This is a genomic window from Nocardioides sp. (assembly GCF_034670285.1).
In the GTDB taxonomy this organism is placed as follows: domain Bacteria; phylum Actinomycetota; class Actinomycetes; order Propionibacteriales; family Nocardioidaceae; genus Nocardioides.
Genome location: NZ_JAXMNS010000003.1, coordinates 1 through 17,395, shown reverse-complemented (window position 1 = coordinate 17,395; position 17,395 = coordinate 1). Strand labels below are relative to the sequence as shown.

The 17,395-nt window shown below is 69.8% G+C and carries 16 protein-coding genes and 1 tRNA gene; 13 read left to right on the top strand and 4 right to left on the bottom strand.

All coding sequences use genetic code 11. From position 1 onward, the window contains the following. Positions 1–23 precede the first annotated feature (23 nt). Complete coding sequence (aceE, locus tag VOI19_RS00435) at positions 24–2,816, bottom strand: pyruvate dehydrogenase (acetyl-transferring), homodimeric type (protein WP_416366296.1); 2,793 nt, start codon at positions 2,814–2,816, stop codon at positions 24–26. Positions 2,817–2,981: 165 nt separating this feature from the next. On the opposite strand from aceE, the gene VOI19_RS00430 reads away from it, so the two are divergent. The 11 genes from VOI19_RS00430 (at position 2,982) to VOI19_RS00380 (ending at position 12,894) form a co-directional block, all read left to right on the top strand. Beyond that, complete coding sequence (locus VOI19_RS00430; RefSeq protein WP_323790973.1) at positions 2,982–3,407, top strand: DUF3052 domain-containing protein; 426 nt, start codon at positions 2,982–2,984, stop codon at positions 3,405–3,407. 32 nt (positions 3,408–3,439) lie between these two features. Beyond that, the gene (locus VOI19_RS00425; RefSeq protein WP_323790972.1) at positions 3,440–5,050 is read left to right on the top strand and encodes an AMP-binding protein; all 1,611 of its coding nucleotides are present in this window, start codon (positions 3,440–3,442) and stop codon (positions 5,048–5,050) included. Further along, positions 5,047–5,511 (top strand): peroxiredoxin, encoded by a 465-nt coding sequence (locus VOI19_RS00420; protein WP_323790971.1) that lies wholly within the window; start codon positions 5,047–5,049, stop codon positions 5,509–5,511. Before VOI19_RS00425 ends, VOI19_RS00420 begins: the two co-directional genes overlap by 4 nt. A 153-nt stretch (positions 5,512–5,664) precedes the next feature. Next, positions 5,665–5,736: transfer RNA gene (locus tag VOI19_RS00415), tRNA-Val, on the top strand. A gap of 229 nt (positions 5,737–5,965) precedes the next feature. After that, complete coding sequence (locus VOI19_RS00410) at positions 5,966–6,223, top strand: twin-arginine translocation signal domain-containing protein (protein ID WP_323790970.1); 258 nt, start codon at positions 5,966–5,968, stop codon at positions 6,221–6,223. Positions 6,224–6,225: 2 nt separating this feature from the next. Further along, positions 6,226–7,638: a DUF4331 domain-containing protein gene (locus VOI19_RS00405; RefSeq protein ID WP_323790969.1), complete on the top strand. Its 1,413-nt coding sequence runs from the start codon at positions 6,226–6,228 to the stop codon at positions 7,636–7,638. Then, positions 7,635–8,096, top strand: coding sequence for a hypothetical protein (locus VOI19_RS00400; protein ID WP_323790968.1), 462 nt, complete (start codon positions 7,635–7,637; stop codon positions 8,094–8,096). The genes VOI19_RS00405 and VOI19_RS00400 overlap by 4 nt, the downstream gene beginning before the upstream one ends. Before the next feature lie 100 nt (positions 8,097–8,196). Then, complete coding sequence (locus VOI19_RS00395; protein WP_323790967.1) at positions 8,197–9,750, top strand: AMP-binding protein; 1,554 nt, start codon at positions 8,197–8,199, stop codon at positions 9,748–9,750. 39 nt (positions 9,751–9,789) lie between these two features. Next, complete coding sequence (locus tag VOI19_RS00390) at positions 9,790–10,917, top strand: Nif3-like dinuclear metal center hexameric protein (protein ID WP_323790966.1); 1,128 nt, start codon at positions 9,790–9,792, stop codon at positions 10,915–10,917. 31 nt (positions 10,918–10,948) lie between these two features. Next, complete coding sequence (locus VOI19_RS00385) at positions 10,949–11,692, top strand: zinc ribbon domain-containing protein (protein WP_323790965.1); 744 nt, start codon at positions 10,949–10,951, stop codon at positions 11,690–11,692. After that, the gene (locus VOI19_RS00380) at positions 11,689–12,894 is read left to right on the top strand and encodes a bifunctional RNase H/acid phosphatase (RefSeq protein ID WP_323790964.1); all 1,206 of its coding nucleotides are present in this window, start codon (positions 11,689–11,691) and stop codon (positions 12,892–12,894) included. The genes VOI19_RS00385 and VOI19_RS00380 overlap by 4 nt, the downstream gene beginning before the upstream one ends. Positions 12,895–12,919: 25 nt before the next feature. Here the strand turns inward: VOI19_RS00380 and VOI19_RS00375 are convergent, their stop codons facing one another. After that, a complete protein-coding gene (locus tag VOI19_RS00375; RefSeq protein ID WP_323790963.1) occupies positions 12,920–14,212 on the bottom strand; it encodes a DUF2254 domain-containing protein in 1,293 nt (430 codons plus the stop codon). A 127-nt stretch (positions 14,213–14,339) separates the two neighbouring features. Here VOI19_RS00375 and VOI19_RS00370 point away from each other — a divergent pair, with 127 nt between their 5' ends. Next, positions 14,340–14,813 (top strand): hypothetical protein, encoded by a 474-nt coding sequence (locus VOI19_RS00370; protein WP_323790962.1) that lies wholly within the window; start codon positions 14,340–14,342, stop codon positions 14,811–14,813. A 69-nt stretch (positions 14,814–14,882) separates the two neighbouring features. Here VOI19_RS00370 and yaaA read toward each other — a convergent pair whose 3' ends face one another. Further along, positions 14,883–15,683 carry a peroxide stress protein YaaA gene (gene yaaA / locus VOI19_RS00365; protein ID WP_323790961.1) on the bottom strand — a complete coding sequence of 267 codons (801 nt, stop codon included), beginning with the start codon at positions 15,681–15,683 and terminating at the stop codon, positions 14,883–14,885. Here yaaA and VOI19_RS00360 point away from each other — a divergent pair. Further along, on the top strand, positions 15,682–17,133 hold the full coding sequence (locus tag VOI19_RS00360; protein WP_323790960.1) for an RNB domain-containing ribonuclease: 1,452 nt from the start codon (positions 15,682–15,684) through the stop codon (positions 17,131–17,133). The genes yaaA and VOI19_RS00360 overlap by 2 nt on opposite strands. On the opposite strand, the gene VOI19_RS00355 is transcribed toward VOI19_RS00360, so the two are convergent. Next, the coding region (locus VOI19_RS00355; RefSeq protein ID WP_323790959.1) for an NUDIX hydrolase at positions 17,117–17,395 on the bottom strand (279 nt) is incomplete at its 5' end. The two genes, VOI19_RS00360 and VOI19_RS00355, sit on opposite strands and share 17 nt — an antisense overlap.

Here is a 17,395-nt window from a genome sequence, read left to right as displayed (position 1 = left end):
CGGCGAGTATTCGGCGGAGCGGGTCAGGCGTCGCCGCCCTCCTGGGCCACTCCGGCGACGGCGGTCGGGTCGTCGATCTGGTACTGCCGGTAGGCCTTGGTGACCAGCGAGGGGTCGATCTCGCCGGCATCGGCGAGGGCCCTCAGCGCCCGGACTACGACCGACTCCGCGTCGATGCGGAAGTAGCGTCGAGCGGCAGGTCGGGTGTCGGCGAAGCCGAACCCGTCGGCACCGAGGACGCAGTAGTCACCGGGCACCCAGCGGGCGATCTGGAGCGGGACGGCCGCCATGTAGTCGGAGACCGCCACGAACGGACCGTCGCTGCCCGCGAGTTTGTCGGAGACGAACGCGGTGCGCTGGTCCTCCTCGGGGTGCAGGAGGTTCCAGTCCTCGGAGGCCACGGCGTCGCGAGCGAGCTCGTTCCACGACGTCACCGACCAGGTGTCGGCCCGAACGCCCCACTCCTCGCTGAGCATCCGTGCGGCGTCCTTGATCCACGGGTAGGCGACGCCGGAGGCCATCAGTTGCACCGTCGGTCCGTCACCCTCGCCCGTGGAGACCTTGTGGACGCCGCGCAGGATCCCGTCGACGTCGACGTCCGCGGGCTCCTCGGGCTGCGCCACGGGCTCGTTGTAGACGGTGATGTAGAAGATGACGTCCTCGGCGTCCGCGCCATACATGCGCTCGAGGCCGGACTTCATGACGTGCGCGACCTCGTAGGCGAACGCGGGGTCGTAGTGCACGACCGCCGGGTTGGTCGCGGCCAGCAGCGGTGAGTGGCCGTCGGCGTGCTGGAGACCCTCGCCGGTGAGCGTGGTGCGCCCGGCGGTGGCGCCGATGAGGAAGCCTCGTGCGAGCTGGTCGGCCATCGCCCAGATCGAGTCTCCGGTGCGCTGGAACCCGAACATCGAGTAGAAGATGTAGAACGGGATCATGTGCTCGCCGTGCGTGGAGTACGCCGAGCCCACCGCGGTCGCGGAGGCCATCGCGCCGGCTTCCGAGATGCCCTCGTGGAGCATCTGGCCGTCCTTGGCCTCCTTGTAGGAGAGCAACAACTTGCGGTCGACCGACTCGTACTTCTGGCCGCCGGGGTTGTAGACCTTCGCGCTGGGGAACATCGAGTCCATGCCGAAGGTGCGGTACTCGTCGGGCGCGATCGGCACGATCCGCTGACCGATCTCGGGGTCCTTCATCCAGTCGCGCAGCAGACGGACGACGGCCATGGTGGTGGCCATCGCCTTGGTGCCCGAGCCCTTCTTGAGGGCGGAGTAGACCGAGTCGTCCGGCAGCGTGAGCGGCTTGGCCGTGAGCACCCGCTTGGGCACCGAGCCGCCGAGCTGGCGACGGCGCTCCATCATGTACTCGATCTCGGGAGACTTCTCGCCCGGGTGGAAGAACGGCGCCGTGCCGGTCTCCTCGTAGGCGCGCTCGAGGTCGCGGTCGGAGATCGGCAGGTGAAGACGGTCGCGGAACTTCTTCAGGTCGTCCTTGGTGAGCTTCTTCATCTGGTGGGTGGCGTTCTTGCCCTCCAGCGAGTCGATCGTCCAGCCCTTGACGGTCTTGGCCAGGATCACGGTCGGCTGACCGACGTGCTTCTTGGCCGCGTCGAAGGCCGCGTAGACCTTGCGGTAGTCGTGGCCACCGCGGGGGAGCTTCTGGATCTGGGAGTCACTCATGTGCTCGACCATGGCGCGCAGGCGCGGGTCGGTGCCGAAGAAGTTCTCGCGGATGTAGGCGCCGTCCTCGGTGGAGTAGGTCTGGAACTGTCCGTCGGCGGTGTTGTTCATCCGGTTGACCAGCACCCCGTCGACGTCGCGGGCGAGCAGGGCATCCCAGCCCTGGCCCCAGACGACCTTGATGACGTTCCAGCCGGCACCGCGGAAGTTGGCCTCCAGCTCCTGGATGATCTTGCCGTTGCCGGTCACCGGGCCGTCGAGCTGCTGGAGGTTGCAGTTGACGACCCAGGTGAGGTTGTCGAGCTCCTCGCGGGCCGCGACGCGGATCGCACCCATCGACTCGGGCTCGGCCATCTCGCCGTCACCCATGAAGGCCCAGACGTGCTGGTCGGCGGTGTTCTTGATCGAGCGGTTGTGCAGGTAGCGGTTGAACCGGGCCTGGTAGATCGAATTGATGGCGGTCAGGCCCATCGAGACGGTGGGGAACTCCCAGAAGTCAGGCATCAACCGGGGGTGCGGGTACGAGGGCAGGCCCTGGCCGCGCCCGTGCTGGACCTCCTGGCGGAAGCGGTAGAGCTGCTCCTGGTCGAGGCGACCCTCGAGGAAGGCACGCGCGTAGATGCCCGGCGAGCCGTGGCCCTGGATGTAGATCTGATCGCCGCCGCCGGCGCCCTCCTCGGGAGCGGCGTCCTTGCCCCGGAAGAAGTGGTTGAAGCCGACCTCGTAGAGGCTCGCCGAGGACTGGTAGGTCGCGATGTGTCCGCCGACCTCGAGCCCCTTGCGGTTGGCGCTGGAGACCATCACCGCGGCGTTCCAGCGGATGAACGCGCGGATGCGCTGCTCGGCCTCGTAGTCGCCGGGGAACCAGGGCTCGCGCTCGGGCGGAATGGTGTTGATGTAGTCGGTGCTGCGCAGGGCCGGCACACCGACCTTCATCTCGCGCGCTCGCTCGAGCAGCCGCAGCATGATGTAGCGGGCGCGTTCGCGCCCGCGCTCGTCGACCATCGAGTCGAACGACGCGAGCCAGTCGGTCGTCTCGTCGGGGTCGATGTCCGGCAGCTGGGTCGGGAGCCCCTCATGGATCACAGAGGGGCGTGAGCCCGAGCGGGTGCCTGAAGTGTGGGTTTTTTCTTCGGTCACCTGTTCATCGTTGCACGCTCGGCGGCGGGTAGAAATCTACCCGCGAGTACGAGCTTGAGGTGCTCATCAGGCGGCGAGGTGTTGCGTCGGGTGCGGAACTCCGGTGGACTACCCCTACCTTCGTCGTCCGGCCAGCGGGCGACGACTCACCACTGGAGGATCACGTTGAGTTCGACCGCGGGTGGCGGAGCCACCCAGACAGCTGCAGATCGACTGGGACTCAAGCCCGGGATGGTCATCCAGGAGCTGGGCTGGGACAACGACACCGATGACGAGCTCCGCGTTGCCATCGAGGATCGTATCGATGCCGACATGGTGGACGGCGACTACGGCAACGTGGTCGACGTGGTGCTGCTCTGGTGGCGCCAGAACGACGGCGACCTGGTCGACGGTCTGGTGGACTCGCTCACCGACCTCGTGGGAGGCGGCGAGATCTGGTTGCTGACCCCGAAGATCGGGCGCCCCAACGCCGTCGACGCCGCCGACATCTCCGAGGCGGCACCCGTTGCCGGCCTCGCCCAGACGACGACGGCCACGGTGAGCAAGGACTGGTCGGCGACGCGTCTGGTCGCGCCGAAGACCGTAGCCTGAGACACCCCGCCCCAGAGGTCTAGGCTGCCCGCGTGCTCACCAAGCTGAAGACCAGTGCTCTGACGGCCAAGACCTCGCTGTCGGTGCTCGCTCGCTCCGGCATCATCCGGCCCTACTCGCCGCTGACGCTGGCTCGGCTGGGCCGCTGCGTCCTCGCCTGGGGCACCGGTCCGGCAGGCGGGTTCACCTCGCTCGCCGTACGTTCGCCCAACGGCGTCGGGCTCGTCGACGAGCTGGGCAGCCTGACCTTCGGGGAGATGCACGCTCGCTCGAACTCGCTGGCCCACGCGCTGCGCGACCGCGGCGTCGGTGAGGGCGACGCGGTGGCGATCATGTGTCGCAACCACCGCGGCTTCGTCGACGCCAGCATCGCTGCCGCCAAGCTGGGAGCCGACACTCTCTACCTCAACACCGCCTTCGCCGGGCCGCAGCTGCGGGAGGTCCTCGAGCGCGACGCGCCGAAGGTCCTCGTCCATGACGAGGAGTTCTCCGACCTCGTCGGTGAGGCCTCGGTCGACCTCAAGATCCTGGCCTGGACCGACGACCCGCGCGCTGATCGCGACGTGCCGACGCTCGAGGAGCTGATCGAGTCCACCGACTCGACGGACCTCAAGCCGCCCTCGCGTCACGGGCGCACCGTCATCCTCACCTCCGGCACGACCGGGACGCCCAAGGGAGCCCCGAGGAGCGAGGCCGGCATCGACGCCGCGGTGTCCCTGCTCGGCAGCATCCCGCTGCGCTACGGCTGGCGCACCCACATCGCTGCGCCGCTGTTCCACACCTGGGGCTTCGCGCACTTCGCGCTGTCCATGCTCCTCGGCTCGACCATGGTGCTTCGCCGACGCTTCGACCCCGAGTCGTGCCTCGAAGTAGTCACGTCCGAGCGCTGCGAGTCGGTCGTGGTCATCCCGGTGATGCTCCAGCGGATCCTGGCCCTTCCGACCGAGACGCGTGAGCGCTACGACCTCGCGCGCGTCGAGGTCGTGGCCAGCTCCGGCTCGGCCCTGCCCGGTGACCTCGCCACGACCTGGATGGACCAGTTCGGCGACAACCTCTACTCGACCTACGGCTCCACCGAGGTCGCCTACGCCGCGATCGCCGGCCCCGATGAGCTGCGGGTCTCACCGTCGACCGCCGGACGGCCGCCGTTCGCCACCGTCGTCAAGATCCTCGACGACCAGGGCGTCGAGGTGCCGGCCGGGCAGTCGGGCCGGATCTTCGTGGGCAACTCGTTGCTCTTCGAGGGCTACACCGGCGGTGGTCACAAGGAAGTCGTCGACGGCCTGATGTCGTCCGGTGACGTGGGGCGCATCGGTGACGACGGCCTGCTCTACATCGAGGGCCGCGACGACGAGATGATCGTCTCCGGGGGAGAGAACGTCTTCCCCAAGGAGGTCGAGGACTGCCTGGCTCGCCACGAGTCCGTCGTGGAGGTCGCTGCGATCGGCATCGACGACGACGACTTCGGCAAGCGGCTGCGCGCCTTCGTCGTACGACGTGACGACTCGGTCAGCGAGGACGACCTCAAGGGCTGGGTGAAGGAGAACCTCGCCCGCTACAAGGTCCCGCGCGAGATCATCTTCCTCGACGAGCTGCCCCGCAACGCGACCGGCAAGGTGCTCAAGCGCGAGCTGGCCGAGTGAACGGGCTGAGCCTGGGAGACCCGGCCCCCGACTTCACGCTGCGCGACCAGTTCGGGCAGGACGTCACGCTCTCGTCCTACCGCGGCACCAAGGCAGTCGCGCTGCTCTTTTACCCGTTTGCCTTCTCGGGGGTGTGCACGGGGGAGATGGCGGGCATCCGCGACCGCCTCGACGAGTTCTTGACGTTCGACACCGAGGTCATCGGAATCTCGTGCGACCCGCTCTACGCGCTGCGGGCCTTCGCCGATTCCGACGGTCTCAACTTCCCGCTCCTGAGCGACTTCTGGCCGCACGGTGAGGTGACTCGGGCCTACGACGTGTTCGACGAGGAGCGCGGGTGTCCGCTGCGGTCGTCGTACCTCGTCGACAAGGAGGGAAACCTCGGCTGGGCCGTGCACAACGCCCTGGCCGAGGGTCGTGATCTCGACGAGCACCTGACACGTCTGAGGGCGCTGGCCTAGACCGATCTGTCAGTTTTCCGTGCGGTCTTTGGACTCGCGCGATCGGCTCGCTATGTTTTCCATGTCGAACCGCTGGTGACCCGAGACGCCGGCGGTTCGGCTCTTTTTCATGCAGGCAGTGGCAGGGCCTAAGATGGCGCCCGCTTCGAGCACGGGCGTGTAGCTCAGCGGTAGAGCCCCTCGCTCACAACGAGGTGGTCGGGGGTTCGATCCCCTCCGCGCCCACCCAGACCATCCGGGACATCCGGGCCATTCAGGCCGTTCAGGCCATCCAGGATGGCGCTGCCTCCGAACCACTGCGGGTCCGCGTCGGCTTCCGTGGGGGTGACCGGCGCGGATCCCCCCTCTCGGAAAATTGTCTCCGATCCGCGCAATCCGCCGAGGTTGCCGCTCCGAACCCATATGGCACGGCTCACATTGGGTCGCGCAGGGATCTTCTGGGAGGCAACACCGCATGAGCGAGACCAGTAGAAGGAACTTCATGGCCGCGGCCGGTGCCGGCGCAGCCGCCACCACCGTGGTCGCGTTGAGCGCAGGCTCGGCGCAGGCGAAGCCCGCGCTGCTGCGCGGCAAGGGTGCGAACGAGCCGGTGCTCGTCCTCGTCGAGGACCACAAGGCCGCCACACTCCGACTCCTCGTGGGTGACCAGGAAGTGGTCGTCGAAGACCGCGACCTCGTCACTCGCATCCTCAACGCTGCTGGAGGTAAGTAAAGATGTCGTCCCACCGCGAAGCACCGGAAATCGCCAAGGACCCGGTTGCTGACAGCACGGACGTCTATGCGTTCATGCACCCCACCGAGCCCGACCAGGTGGTGATCATCGCCAACTTCATCCCGCTCCAGCAGCCCAACGGTGGACCGAACTTCTACGAGTTCGGCGATGACGTGCTCTACGAGATCAACGTCTCGAACACCAACAAGTGCCGCCCCGACGTCACCTACCGGTTCAACTTCAAGACCGAGGTCAAGGGGAACTCGTTCCTCTACAACAACGGCGTCATCGACTCCCTCGACAGTGACAAGTGGCTGCGCCCGCAGACCTACACGATCGTGCGGGTCAAGAACGCCGGTCGTAAGAACGAGCAGTTCGAGCGCATCGGTGACACGTTCAAGGTGCCCCCGGTCAACGTCGGGCCCCGCAGCACGCCCAACTACTCCGACCTCGCCGAGGCGGCCGTGGTCGAGACCGGTGGACGCAAGTTCTTCTGCGGCCAGCGCTCCGACGCCTTCTTCGTCGACCTGGGCAGCATCTTCGACCTCGGTGCCCTGCGTCCGTTCCAGAACCTCCACCTGCTCCCGATGGCGGCCATGGACGGCATCAACTCGGTGCAGTCCTACAACTGCCACACCATCGCGATCCAGGTGCCGGTCTCGGACCTGGTCAAGGGTGGCAACCCCAGCAAGAGCCCGAAGGACCGCAAGAACACCATTGGTGTCTGGGCGACCGCGAGCCGGGCGAAGGCCCGCATCTTCAACGAGAAGCAGGGCAAGTTCAAGAACCGCGGCCCCGCCGTCCAGGTCTCGCGCCTCGGCAACCCGCTGGTCAACGAGGTCCTGATCCCGATGGGCCAGAAGGACGAGTGGAACGCGGCTCCGATCAACGGTGACTCCGACTACGCCTCGTCGGTGCTGCAGCCCGAGCTCCAGGGGCTCCTGCCGTTCCTCTACCCGGGTGTCTTCCCCAACCTCGCCGCCTACAACAAGCCGCGCGTGGACCTGGCTGCCATCCTGCTCACCGGCATCCCCGGTGGCATCGTGCCCGGTTTCCAGAACTACACCGGACCGGTGCAGGCGGACATGCTGCGACTCAACACCGCGATCCCGCCGACCCCGAAGGACAGCGACTCCTACAGCATCTACGGCGTCGTGGGCGGCGACCTCGGTGGCTTCCCGAACGGCCGTCGGATCGAGGACGACGTCACCGGCATCGAGCTGCGTGCCGTGGCCGGTGTCACGATCCCGCTCGTCGACCCCGACTACGAGCCGGATGGCGCCGCCGCCCTGCTCCAGGACGGGACGACGAACACCAACGAGCCGCTGCTCGACGAGTTCCCGTTCCTCGGCCACCCCGGTGGCGGGTTCCAGACGGTGCCCGGCACCACGTCGTCGGAGGACCCTGACGCGTGAGTGACTCCACGCCGCGTCCTCCCGACTCCCCGGAGAACCCGCATGCCGGCCTCGGTGCCGTGATGCTGGACATCGGGGGAGACATCGGGGCGATCGTGGTCACCATGCCGGTGGAGATGGTGGGCCAGGAGGTCGACCTTCTCGCCGAGGGCGAGGACATCGCCGCGGGCGTCACCCAGACGCCGGCGGATGACGACCTCGACCACGAGCACGGGCACGACCACGATCACGGGCACGGCCACGGTCATGGGCACGGCCACGGTCATGGGCACGGTCACCGGCCGCACGTGGCCGTCGTACGGCGTCCGGTGCCGGGCACGACCGAGGAGATCCCGTCCTTGGTCTATCCCGAGGTCCGCGAGGGCCACTACCGGCTGCTGATGAAGGGCACCGACGTGGTCACCCTCGAGGTCGACGTCGTCGGCGGCGAGGTGACCGAGGCCGTCTGGCCCGGCTGAACCACCGCACAGCGCAGGACCCCGACCGCTGAGCGCAGTCGGGGTCCTGTCGCGTTCGCAGGTGTGTCGCGCGTCACGACCCGGTCACTACAGTGACGCCATGTTCGTACCGCTGACAGTCCGGGACTTCATCGATCGCGCCGAGCAGGTCTACGGCGCCCGGACGGGGGTCGTGGACGAGCCCGACCAGCCGGCCGCCTCGCTGGGGGACCTCACGTACGCCGAGGTCGCCGCGCTCGCGCGCCGGCAGGCCGCCAAGCTCGACGAGCTCGGCATCGGCGTGGGCGAGCGGGTGGCGATCGTGAGCCACAACAGCGCGCGGCTTCTGACCGCCTTCTTCGGGGTCTCCGGCTCCGGACGGGTGCTCGTGCCGGTCAACTTCCGTCTGCGTCCCGAGGAGGTGGCCTACATCGTCGAGCACTCCGGTGCGCGCGTGGTGCTGGTCGATCCCGACCTGGACGCCGAGCTCGCCTCGATCACGGCCGAGCACCGCTTCGTGCTCGGCTCGGACGACGACCTGTTCGCGCCGCCTGTCGCCGACGGGGGAGCCGAGCCGCTCGCCTGGGAGCCCGACGAGAACGCGACCGCGTGCATCAACTACACCTCGGGAACGACGGCCCGGCCCAAGGGCGTGCAGATCACGCACCGCAACATCTGGGTCAACGCCGTCACGTTCGCGATGCACGCTGCGGTCACCGACCGCGACGTCTACCTCCACACGCTGCCGATGTTTCACGCCAACGGCTGGGGGATGCCGTTCGCGATGACCGGCCTGGGCGTCAAGCACGTCGTGCTCCGCAAGATCGATGGCGCCGAGATCCTGCGCCGGGTGCGCGACCACGGGGTCACGGTGATGTGTGCCGCGCCGGCGGTCGCAGCGGCCGTGCTCGAGGCGGCTCAGACCTGGGAGGGTGAGATCCCCGGTCGCGACCGGGTGCGGATCATCATGGCCGGGGCCCCACCGCCGACGAAGACCGTCATGCGGGTGGAGGAGGAGCTGGGCTGGGAGTTCATCCAGATCTACGGCCTCACCGAGACGTCGCCGCTGCTCACCTTCAACCGGACCCGCGCCGAGTGGGACGACGTCACGCCCGAGGAGCGGGCCGGGCTGCTGACGCGGGCCGGCGCGCCTGCGCTCGGCGTCCGGCTGTCCACCTCGGAGGAGGGCGAGGTGCTGGCACGCTCCAACGTCGTCCTCGAGGGCTACTGGGCTCAGCCCGAGGAGTCCGCCACGGCGCTGCGCGACGGCTGGTTCCACACCGGCGACGGCGGCGAGATCGGCGCCGATGGCTACCTCACGATCAAGGACCGCAAGAAGGACGTCATCATCACCGGCGGCGAGAACGTGTCCTCGATCGAGGTCGAGGACGTCCTGTTCTCGCACCCGATGGTCGCCGAGGTGGCGGTCATCGGTGTGCCCAGCGAGAAGTGGGGCGAGACCATCAAGGCCCTCGTGGTGCTCGCCGAGGGCCACGAGGCCACTGACGGCACCGAGGCCGAGCTGATCGCGTGGTGCAAGCACAAGGCCGCGGGCTACAAGGCACCGACGTCGATCGAGGTCCGCCCCGAGCTGGCGCGGACGGCTACCGGCAAGCTGCAGAAGTTCAAGCTGCGGGCGCCGTACTGGGAGGGACAGGACCGGCAGGTCAACTAGGTGCACTGAGTCGGGTCGGTGCCCGATACCCTCGGCAACGTGCCGACCCCGACCCCCCTCTCCGAGATTGTCGCCCTGCTCCACACCTGGTACCCGCCGCAGACGGCGGAGTCCTGGGACGCGGTGGGGCTGGTAGCGGGTGATCCCGACCAGCCCGTCTCGAAGGTGATGTTCGCGGTCGACGTCACCGCCGAGGTCGCGGCCGAGGCGGCCGAGTGGGGCGCCGACCTGCTCGTCGTCCACCACCCGCTCTTCCTCAAGGGTGTGCACGGCTTCGCGGCGACCACCCCGAAAGGTCGCACCCTGAGCACCCTGACCAAGGCCGGCTGCGCGCTCCTGACAGCGCACACCAACGCCGACCGAGCCGTCGGCGGGGTGTCGGAGGCCCTGGCGTCGGCGCTGGGCCTGGAGGAGGTCGAGCCGATCCTGCCGGACCCCGCGACGGCGCTCGACAAGCTGACGACGTACGTGCCGACCGACGCTGCCGCGATCGTGCGGGCGGCGCTGGCAGAGGCCGGTGCGGGCGCGATCGGCGACTACGACTTCGCGTCCTACTCGACCGTGGGCGTGGGGCGGTTCCGTCCGCTCGAGGGCGCCGAGCCGATGATCGGCACCGTCGGTGAGATCGAGACCGTCGAGGAGAACCGCATCGAGGTGGTCCTGCCGCGGGCTCGCCGTGCCGAGGTCGTGCGGGCCCTGCTGGCCGCGCACCCCTACGAGGAGCCGGCCTACGACGTGGTCGAGCTCGCCGACGCTCGGGTCGCCGAGACCGGCACCGGGCGGATCGGGACGATCACGCGACAGAGTCTCACCGAGTTCGCCACGACCGTCTCCGAGGCGCTCCCGCAGACGGCGCACGGCGTCCGGGTGGCCGGCGACCCCGAGCACAGCGTGCGTCGGGTGGCGGTGTGTGGCGGCGCGGGAGACTTCCTGCTCGACGACGTCCTGGCCACCGACGCAGACGTCTACGTGACCAGCGACCTGCGCCACCACCCCGCCTCGGAGTTCCTCGAGAAGGGCGGCCCGGTGCTCGTCGACGTGTCGCACTGGGCGGCCGAGTGGACCTGGCTCCCGGTCGTCGAGGCGCGACTCGCCGAAGCGTTGGAAGGCGCGGTGGAGACCCGCGTCAGCACGCAGTGCACCGACCCGTGGACAATGCGCCCATGACCCCGACAGCTGTGAAGACGAAGAGGAACTTGTGAAGGCAGAGCCGTCCGCCCAGTTGAGGCTGTTGGAGGTCCAGGCGCTCGACGCCCGTGCCGACCAGGCCCGGCACCGACGAGCCTCGATGCCCGAGGTCAAGGAGATGGCCGCGCTGGAGGCCTCGCGCGCCGAGGTCGACGACCAGCGGCGTGACGCGCAGATCGTGGTCGACGACCTCGACCTCGCCCAGCGCAAGGCCGACAACGACGTCGAGCTCGTCCGGGCGCGGCGCACCCGCGACCAGGACCGCATCGACCAGGGTCAGATCACCAGCCCCAAGGACCTCGAGCGCATGCAGCACGAGCTCGAGTCGCTCGAGCGCCGCATCTCGGTGCTCGAGGACGAGGAGCTCGAGGTGATGGAGCAGCTCGAGCAGGCGCAGGCCGCGCTGAGCGAGCTGGTGCAGCGGGTGGCTGCCGCTGACGAGCGCCTGGCCGAGCTGGCCGTGGTCAGGGACGAGAAGGTCGCGGCGATCGAGGCCGAGCTCGTCGAGATCGAGGCGGCCCGTGGGCCCGCGATCGAGGGGCTCCCCGAAGACCTCCTTGCGCTGTACGAGAAGCTGCGCGCAGCCAAGGGCGGCATCGGCGCGGCCGAGCTGCGCCAGCGCCGCTGCAACGGCTGCCAGCTCGGCATCGACAACGCCGAGATCGGCGTGATCCGCGCCGCCCCCGCCGACCTCGTGGTGCGCTGTGAGGAGTGCTCGCGGATCCTGGTCCGCACCAGCGAGTCCGGACTGTGACCAAGCGTCGTCGGGTCCTGGTCGAGGCCGACGGCGGCTCCCGGGGCAACCCCGGCCCCGCGGCGTACGGCGCGGTCCTCAAGGACGCCGAGACCGGTGCGACCCTGGCTGAGGACGGCACCGCGATCGGCCGCGCCAGCAACAACGTCGCGGAGTACCGCGGGCTGATCGCTGGCCTGCGCCTGGCCGCCGAGGTCGCGCCGGGGGCGCTCGTCGAGGCCCGGCTCGACTCCAAGCTCGTGGTCGAGCAGATGTCGGGGCGCTGGAAGATCAAGCACCCCGACATGCAGGTGCTCGCGCGGGAGGCCGCCGAGATCGCGCCGGCCGGCACGACCTACACCTGGGTGCCTCGCGCCGACAACGCCCACGCCGACCGGTTGGCCAACGAGGCCCTGGACGGCGTCCGCGACGGCGTGAGCTTTCCTCCTGGGGCCACCGGCGGTGGGGGAGGCTTCGCCGGCGAGTCGGTCATCGAGGAGATCGAGTCCCCGCTCGAGAGCCCACAGGACCGTCCGGCGCCGCCGCCGGCCCGCGGCTGGGGTGGGGAGGGTGAGGCCACCACCGTGATCATCGTGCGACACGGCGTCACCAAGCACACGTCCGCCAAGCGCTTCTCGGGAGGGCTCGGCGGCGACAACCCGCCGCTGAACGAGGAGGGGCGCCACCAGATCCGGCTGGCCGGCGAGTGGCTTGCCCCGATGGCCGACCACGTCGACGTCATCGTGTCCTCACCGGTGCGCCGCACGCGCGAGTCGGGCGACCTGCTCAGCGAGCTGCTCGGGGGCGTGGAGGTGATCGACGAGCCCGGGTTCGCCGAGATGGAGTTCGGGCACTGGGACGGGCTCACCTTCGCCGAGGTCTCCGACCAGCACGGCCCCGAGCTGACGGCCTGGCTCGGATCGCTGGACGTGGCGCCGAGCGGCGGCGAGTCGTTCCTGGCCGTGCAGGAGCGGGTGCTCGCAGCTCGCGACCGGTTGGTCGCTGCGCACGCCGGGCGCACCGTCGTCCTCACCTCGCACGTCACGCCGATCAAGACGCTCGTGGCCGATGCGCTCCAGGCGCCCCTGGACGCCGTCTTCCGGATGGAGCTCTCGCCGGCCTCGATCTCGGTGATCACCTACTTCGCCGACGGCCGGGCATCGCTGCGGCTGTTCAACGCGCTGCCGCCCGACCGCGACGCCTTCGCCTCCAGCGCCTGGTGAGGGCAACGCGGCCGGGCGGCTCGGCTCAGTCGGGGTAGCGCCTGTCGAAGGCTGCCCGCACGCGCTCGCGGTCGGCCTCCTGCTGGTCGGTGTCCTCGTTCATCGAACGCACCAGCTCGGCCTGCCGGCGCAACGCGCTGACGGCGTCGGGGTGGCTCCGGTCGCCGAGCGAGCTCTCCACCTGGTGCAGGAGGTCGAGCAGGTAGATCAGCACCGTCGGCTGCCCGTCGGCGGCGATGCGGATCTCGTCGAACGCGAGGCCGACGAGCGTGGCGTGGGTGGTCGCGTGCGGGAGCAGCAGCACGCGCCCTTCATCGTCGGCGACCTGGGTTGCCGGCAGCTCGCGCCGGAGCAGGTCGGAGAGCACGGTGCCGAGGTGCGACATCGCATCGTGGGCCGTGGTCGGGTCGTTGATGCCGGGCGACAGAGCCTTGAGCGCCACGTCGGAGAGCTGTCGCACGCCGTACTCGACGTCCTGCTGCAAAGTGCGGGTCTCGCCGACCAGCACGGCCGAGCGCACCGCATCGGCGATGTCCTCGGGGTCCGAGGGGGGCGGCCAGAGGTGGCAGATCGGTGCGTTGTCGATCGCATAGCGGCCGGCGAAGGTGTCGAGTCGCGCGATGGATCCCGCAGGCAGCAGGTCGAGAAGGCAGTCGTAGTCGATGTTCTGCACCCAGCCGTGCTGCATGAAACGCACCGGAACCGCCTCGTCGGGCACGCTCAGCGGCTGGGTCGGGGTACGCGGCGCCTCGGGCTCGGGCCACGCGGTGCCGGCCTGGTCGAGCACCTCGCGGGTGACGCGGTGCAGGATCTTCGACACGTCCATGGAGTGAGCGGCATGGTTGATGAACGCGATGATCGCCAAGACCGAGGAGATGCCCAGCACGACGGCCAGCAGGATCGACACGCTCGGCACGATGGCGTCGCCGGAGTCCTCGAGCGGCGAGCGCACGGCCCTGAGCACGACGAGGCAGTAGGTGAACGTCCCGATGACGAACCCCATCACCCGCTTGTTGAACGGGTCGCGGAACATGCCGTGCACGACCCGGGGGGAGTACTGGCTCGACGCCAAGGAGATGAGCAGCAGGCTGACCGAGAAGGCGATGCCGGCGAAGGAGAGCGTGGCGCCGGCCACGGTGGTGAGCACCGTGCGGGCGCTGTCGACCGTCGCCGTGAGCCGGGAGTCGATGCCGGTGACGCGCGCGTCGACCAGCAGCATGACCTCGCCGACGATGATCGCGGTGAGCACACAGAACATGGGCACGAAGAAGAGGCTGCTGCGCACCCTGCCGCCGAAGGCAACAAGTCGAGAGACCACGGGGCTGTCCATTCTCCGCTCGGCGGCGATGATTGCCGAGACAGGCAGGTGAGGGGATGGAAGCGCGAGCCTAGCGCCCTGTGGAGAGCGGGATGCGGGATCGGCCCCGCCGGGAGAGGGTCGGGTCATGACCAACGATGCAGACGGCGCCGACAACCACACGCCCACCGACCATCTCACCGGCCACCCCGGCGAGCGTCCGGTGCGCACGCAGGCCGATCTCGAACAGCTGTGGCGGGCGATGGTCGAGCCGCTCGGCTTCGCGGGCGGGGCGCTGTGGGTGATGGCCATCGATGGCGACGACCTGCCGACACAGGTGCTCCTGGAGATCCGCGACGAGGGGGTCGCGCCCACCCCGGAGGAGGCCGAGGCCTTCGGCGCCTTCATGGCCCATCTCACACCGGACGTGCCCGACGGCTCCCGCTGGGCGTTCCTGCGGTGCCGACCCGGGCTCGGCGGCGCGACGGCGGAGGACCGCTCGCTGGTCGCGGCGCTCGTGGCCGGGTGCCGCGACGCCGGGGTGCCGACCGAGGTGGCGCACCTGGCGACCGACGACACCCTCGTGCCGATGCCGTACGACGAGCTCGCCCGCTCGGCGTGACTCCCCGCCGGGCGTGGCGGGTCGTGGCGGGTCGTGGTGGGCCGTGGCGGGGCGTCGTGGTCGGCCGGCTCAGACCGCGGTGACGACGACGTCGAGCTGGGTGCCCTTGGGGGTCGGTTCGGCGACCTCGACCGTCCACCCGAGGTCGCGCAGGACGTCGGCGAGCGCTGCCGGGGTACGCGGGTCTCGCCCGTCCTCGAGCAGGGCGCGGACGATCCTGCCCTTGGTGGCCTTGTTGAAGTGGCTCACGACCTTGCGACGACCGTCGACCTCGTGCAGGACACGCACGGTGGCGACCCGCCGGGCCAGCTCGGTCGGGGGGTGCCAGAACGCGGCGTACATCCCTGAGCGCAGGTCCACGAGCAGGCCCGAGCCCACCGCCGCGAACATCACCGGCTCGAGGGCTGCGCGCCAGTGGGCAGCCACGGGACCCAGGCCCGGCAGTTTGGCATCGCCGGAGAGCCGGTAGGCCGGGATCCGGTCGCCGGGGCGCACGATCCCGAAGAGGCTCGAGGCCACCGCGAGCCTGCTGGAGGCCCGACGCTTGGCGGACGGCGACAGGGTCGCCGCATCGAGGGCGTCGTAGAGGACACCGGTGTAGACGGCATCGGCTCGCGCGGTGGGCGAGGTGAGTGCTCGGGCGTTGAGGTCGACGAGGTCCAGCTGGGTCCTGGGCACGCCCAGGAGAGCCGCGGCAGCGGCCGGTTCGTCAGCACACAGGCTGATGAGAGCCTCGAGCACCTGAGCCCTGGCCTCGGTGATCTCTGGCGCCGAGAGAGCAGTCAGATCGAGGGGCTTGCCTCGGCGTGGGGAGGACTTGCCCTCGCTGGGCGGCAACAGGATCAGCACGAAGGCATAGGTTAGGCCCATGCCGAGCAACCGCGTCGTCCGGCTCCGGACCCACGACACCGCAGCGTTCACCACCATCCGCGAAGGGATCGCCCGCATCCAGGCAGAGCTCGACGTGACACCGGAGTTCTCCGCGGAGGTGCAGGCGGCGGCCGTGCGTGCCGCGGCGTCCCCGCGCCTGCCCGAGCTCGATCGCACCGACCTCGAGCTCGTCACCATCGACCCGGAGTCCGCCCAGGACCTCGATCAGGCCGTGCACGTGCAGCGTGACTCGGGCGGCGGGTACGTCGTCCACTACGCGATCGCCGACCTCGCGGCGTTCATCACCCCGGGCGACCCGGTCGACGTCGAGGCCAACCGGCGCGGGGAGACGCTCTACGGTGCGGACTCCAAGGTCCCCCTGCACCCGCCCGCCATCTCGGAGGACGCCGGCTCGCTGCTGCCCGACCAGGTGCGCCCGTCCCTGCTCTGGACGATCCGGGTCGACGACGCCGGTGAGGGCACCGACGTCCACGTCGAACGTGCCCTGGTGCGCTCGCGGGCCAAGCTGTCCTACGAGGGCGCTCAGGCGATGATCGACGACGGCACGGCCTCGGAGTCGCTGCTGCTGATCAAGGAGATCGGGGAGAAGCGGATCCTGCGTGATGCCTCCCGCGGCGGGGTCTCGCTGCCGCTGCCCGACCAGGAGATCGACATCGCCGACGGGCACTGGGCGCTGGAGTACCGCAGCCTGCTGCCCATCGAGGAGTGGAACGCCCAGATCTCCTTGCTGACCGGGTTCGGAGCGGCGACGCTGATGGTCTACGCGCGCGTCGGACTGCTGCGGACGCTCCCGGAGCCGGACCCGCGCGACGTCCAGCGTCTGCACCGCACCGCGCGGGCCCTGGGTGTCGAGTGGCCCGTCGAGATGCTCTACCCGGACTTCATCCGCACCCTCGACCCGCACCGCGCCGACCACGCCGCCGTGGTCCTGGCCAGCACTCGCCTGCTACGTGGCAGCGGGTACGTCGCGTTCGACGGCGAGGTGCCGGCCGACCCCCAGCACTCCGCGCTCGCCTCGGAGTACGCCCACGTCACCGCCCCGTTGCGCCGCCTCGCGGATCGGTACGCCGGCGAGGTCTGCGTCGCGTTGTGCGCCGAGGAGCCGGTGCCCGCCTGGGTGCTGGCCGCTCTGCCGGCCCTGCCGTCGACCATGCAGGCGTCCAGCCAGCGCGCGCGGTCCTACGAGCGCGCAGTCGTCGACCTCGTGGAGGCAGGGCTCCTCGCCGAGAGCGTCGGGCAGACCTTCGACGCGGTGATCGTGGCGGTCGAGGAGAGCTCGCCGGAGAAGGGCACCGCCATGCTCCGCACGCTCGGGGTGGAGGCACCCGTGACGGGCGCGTCGGACCTGCCCCTGGGCACGGACGTCACGGTCCGCCTCGATCTGGCCGACATCGACGAGCGGCGGGTGCGCTTCAGCCTCGTGGAGTGAAGGTGGAGCGCACGAAGTCGCGCAGGACGCCGTCGGGGTGGCACCACGCCGCTTCGAACGCCGGGTGCAGCGGCAACGACTCGACATCGGCGGCGAGCACCCAGCGGTGCCCGTCGCTCTCGGAGCGGTCGCGGGTCGTCGGGGAGCCCACGGCCGTGGCGAGGACGGTCTCGTAGACCCAGCCGCCGCAGCTCGCCGGCCGTGAGCCCAGAACGGCTACCTGTGACGCTGCGATCCCGAGCTCTTCATCGGCCTCTCGCAG

What these genes read in the sequence shown, in the direction of transcription:
- VOI19_RS00410 (WP_323790970.1), top strand. Translation starts at nt 5,966, where the DNA reads ATGAGCGAGACCAGTAGAAGGAACTTCATGGCCGCGGCCGGTGCCGGC.
- VOI19_RS00405 (WP_323790969.1), top strand. Translation starts at nt 6,226, where the DNA reads ATGTCGTCCCACCGCGAAGCACCGGAAATCGCCAAGGACCCGGTTGCT.
- VOI19_RS00395 (WP_323790967.1), top strand. Translation starts at nt 8,197, where the DNA reads ATGTTCGTACCGCTGACAGTCCGGGACTTCATCGATCGCGCCGAGCAG.
- VOI19_RS00370 (WP_323790962.1), top strand. Translation starts at nt 14,340, where the DNA reads ATGACCAACGATGCAGACGGCGCCGACAACCACACGCCCACCGACCAT.
- VOI19_RS00360 (WP_323790960.1), top strand. Translation starts at nt 15,682, where the DNA reads ATGCCGAGCAACCGCGTCGTCCGGCTCCGGACCCACGACACCGCAGCG.
- yaaA (WP_323790961.1), bottom strand. Translation starts at nt 15,683, where the DNA reads ATGGGCCTAACCTATGCCTTCGTGCTGATCCTGTTGCCGCCCAGCGAG.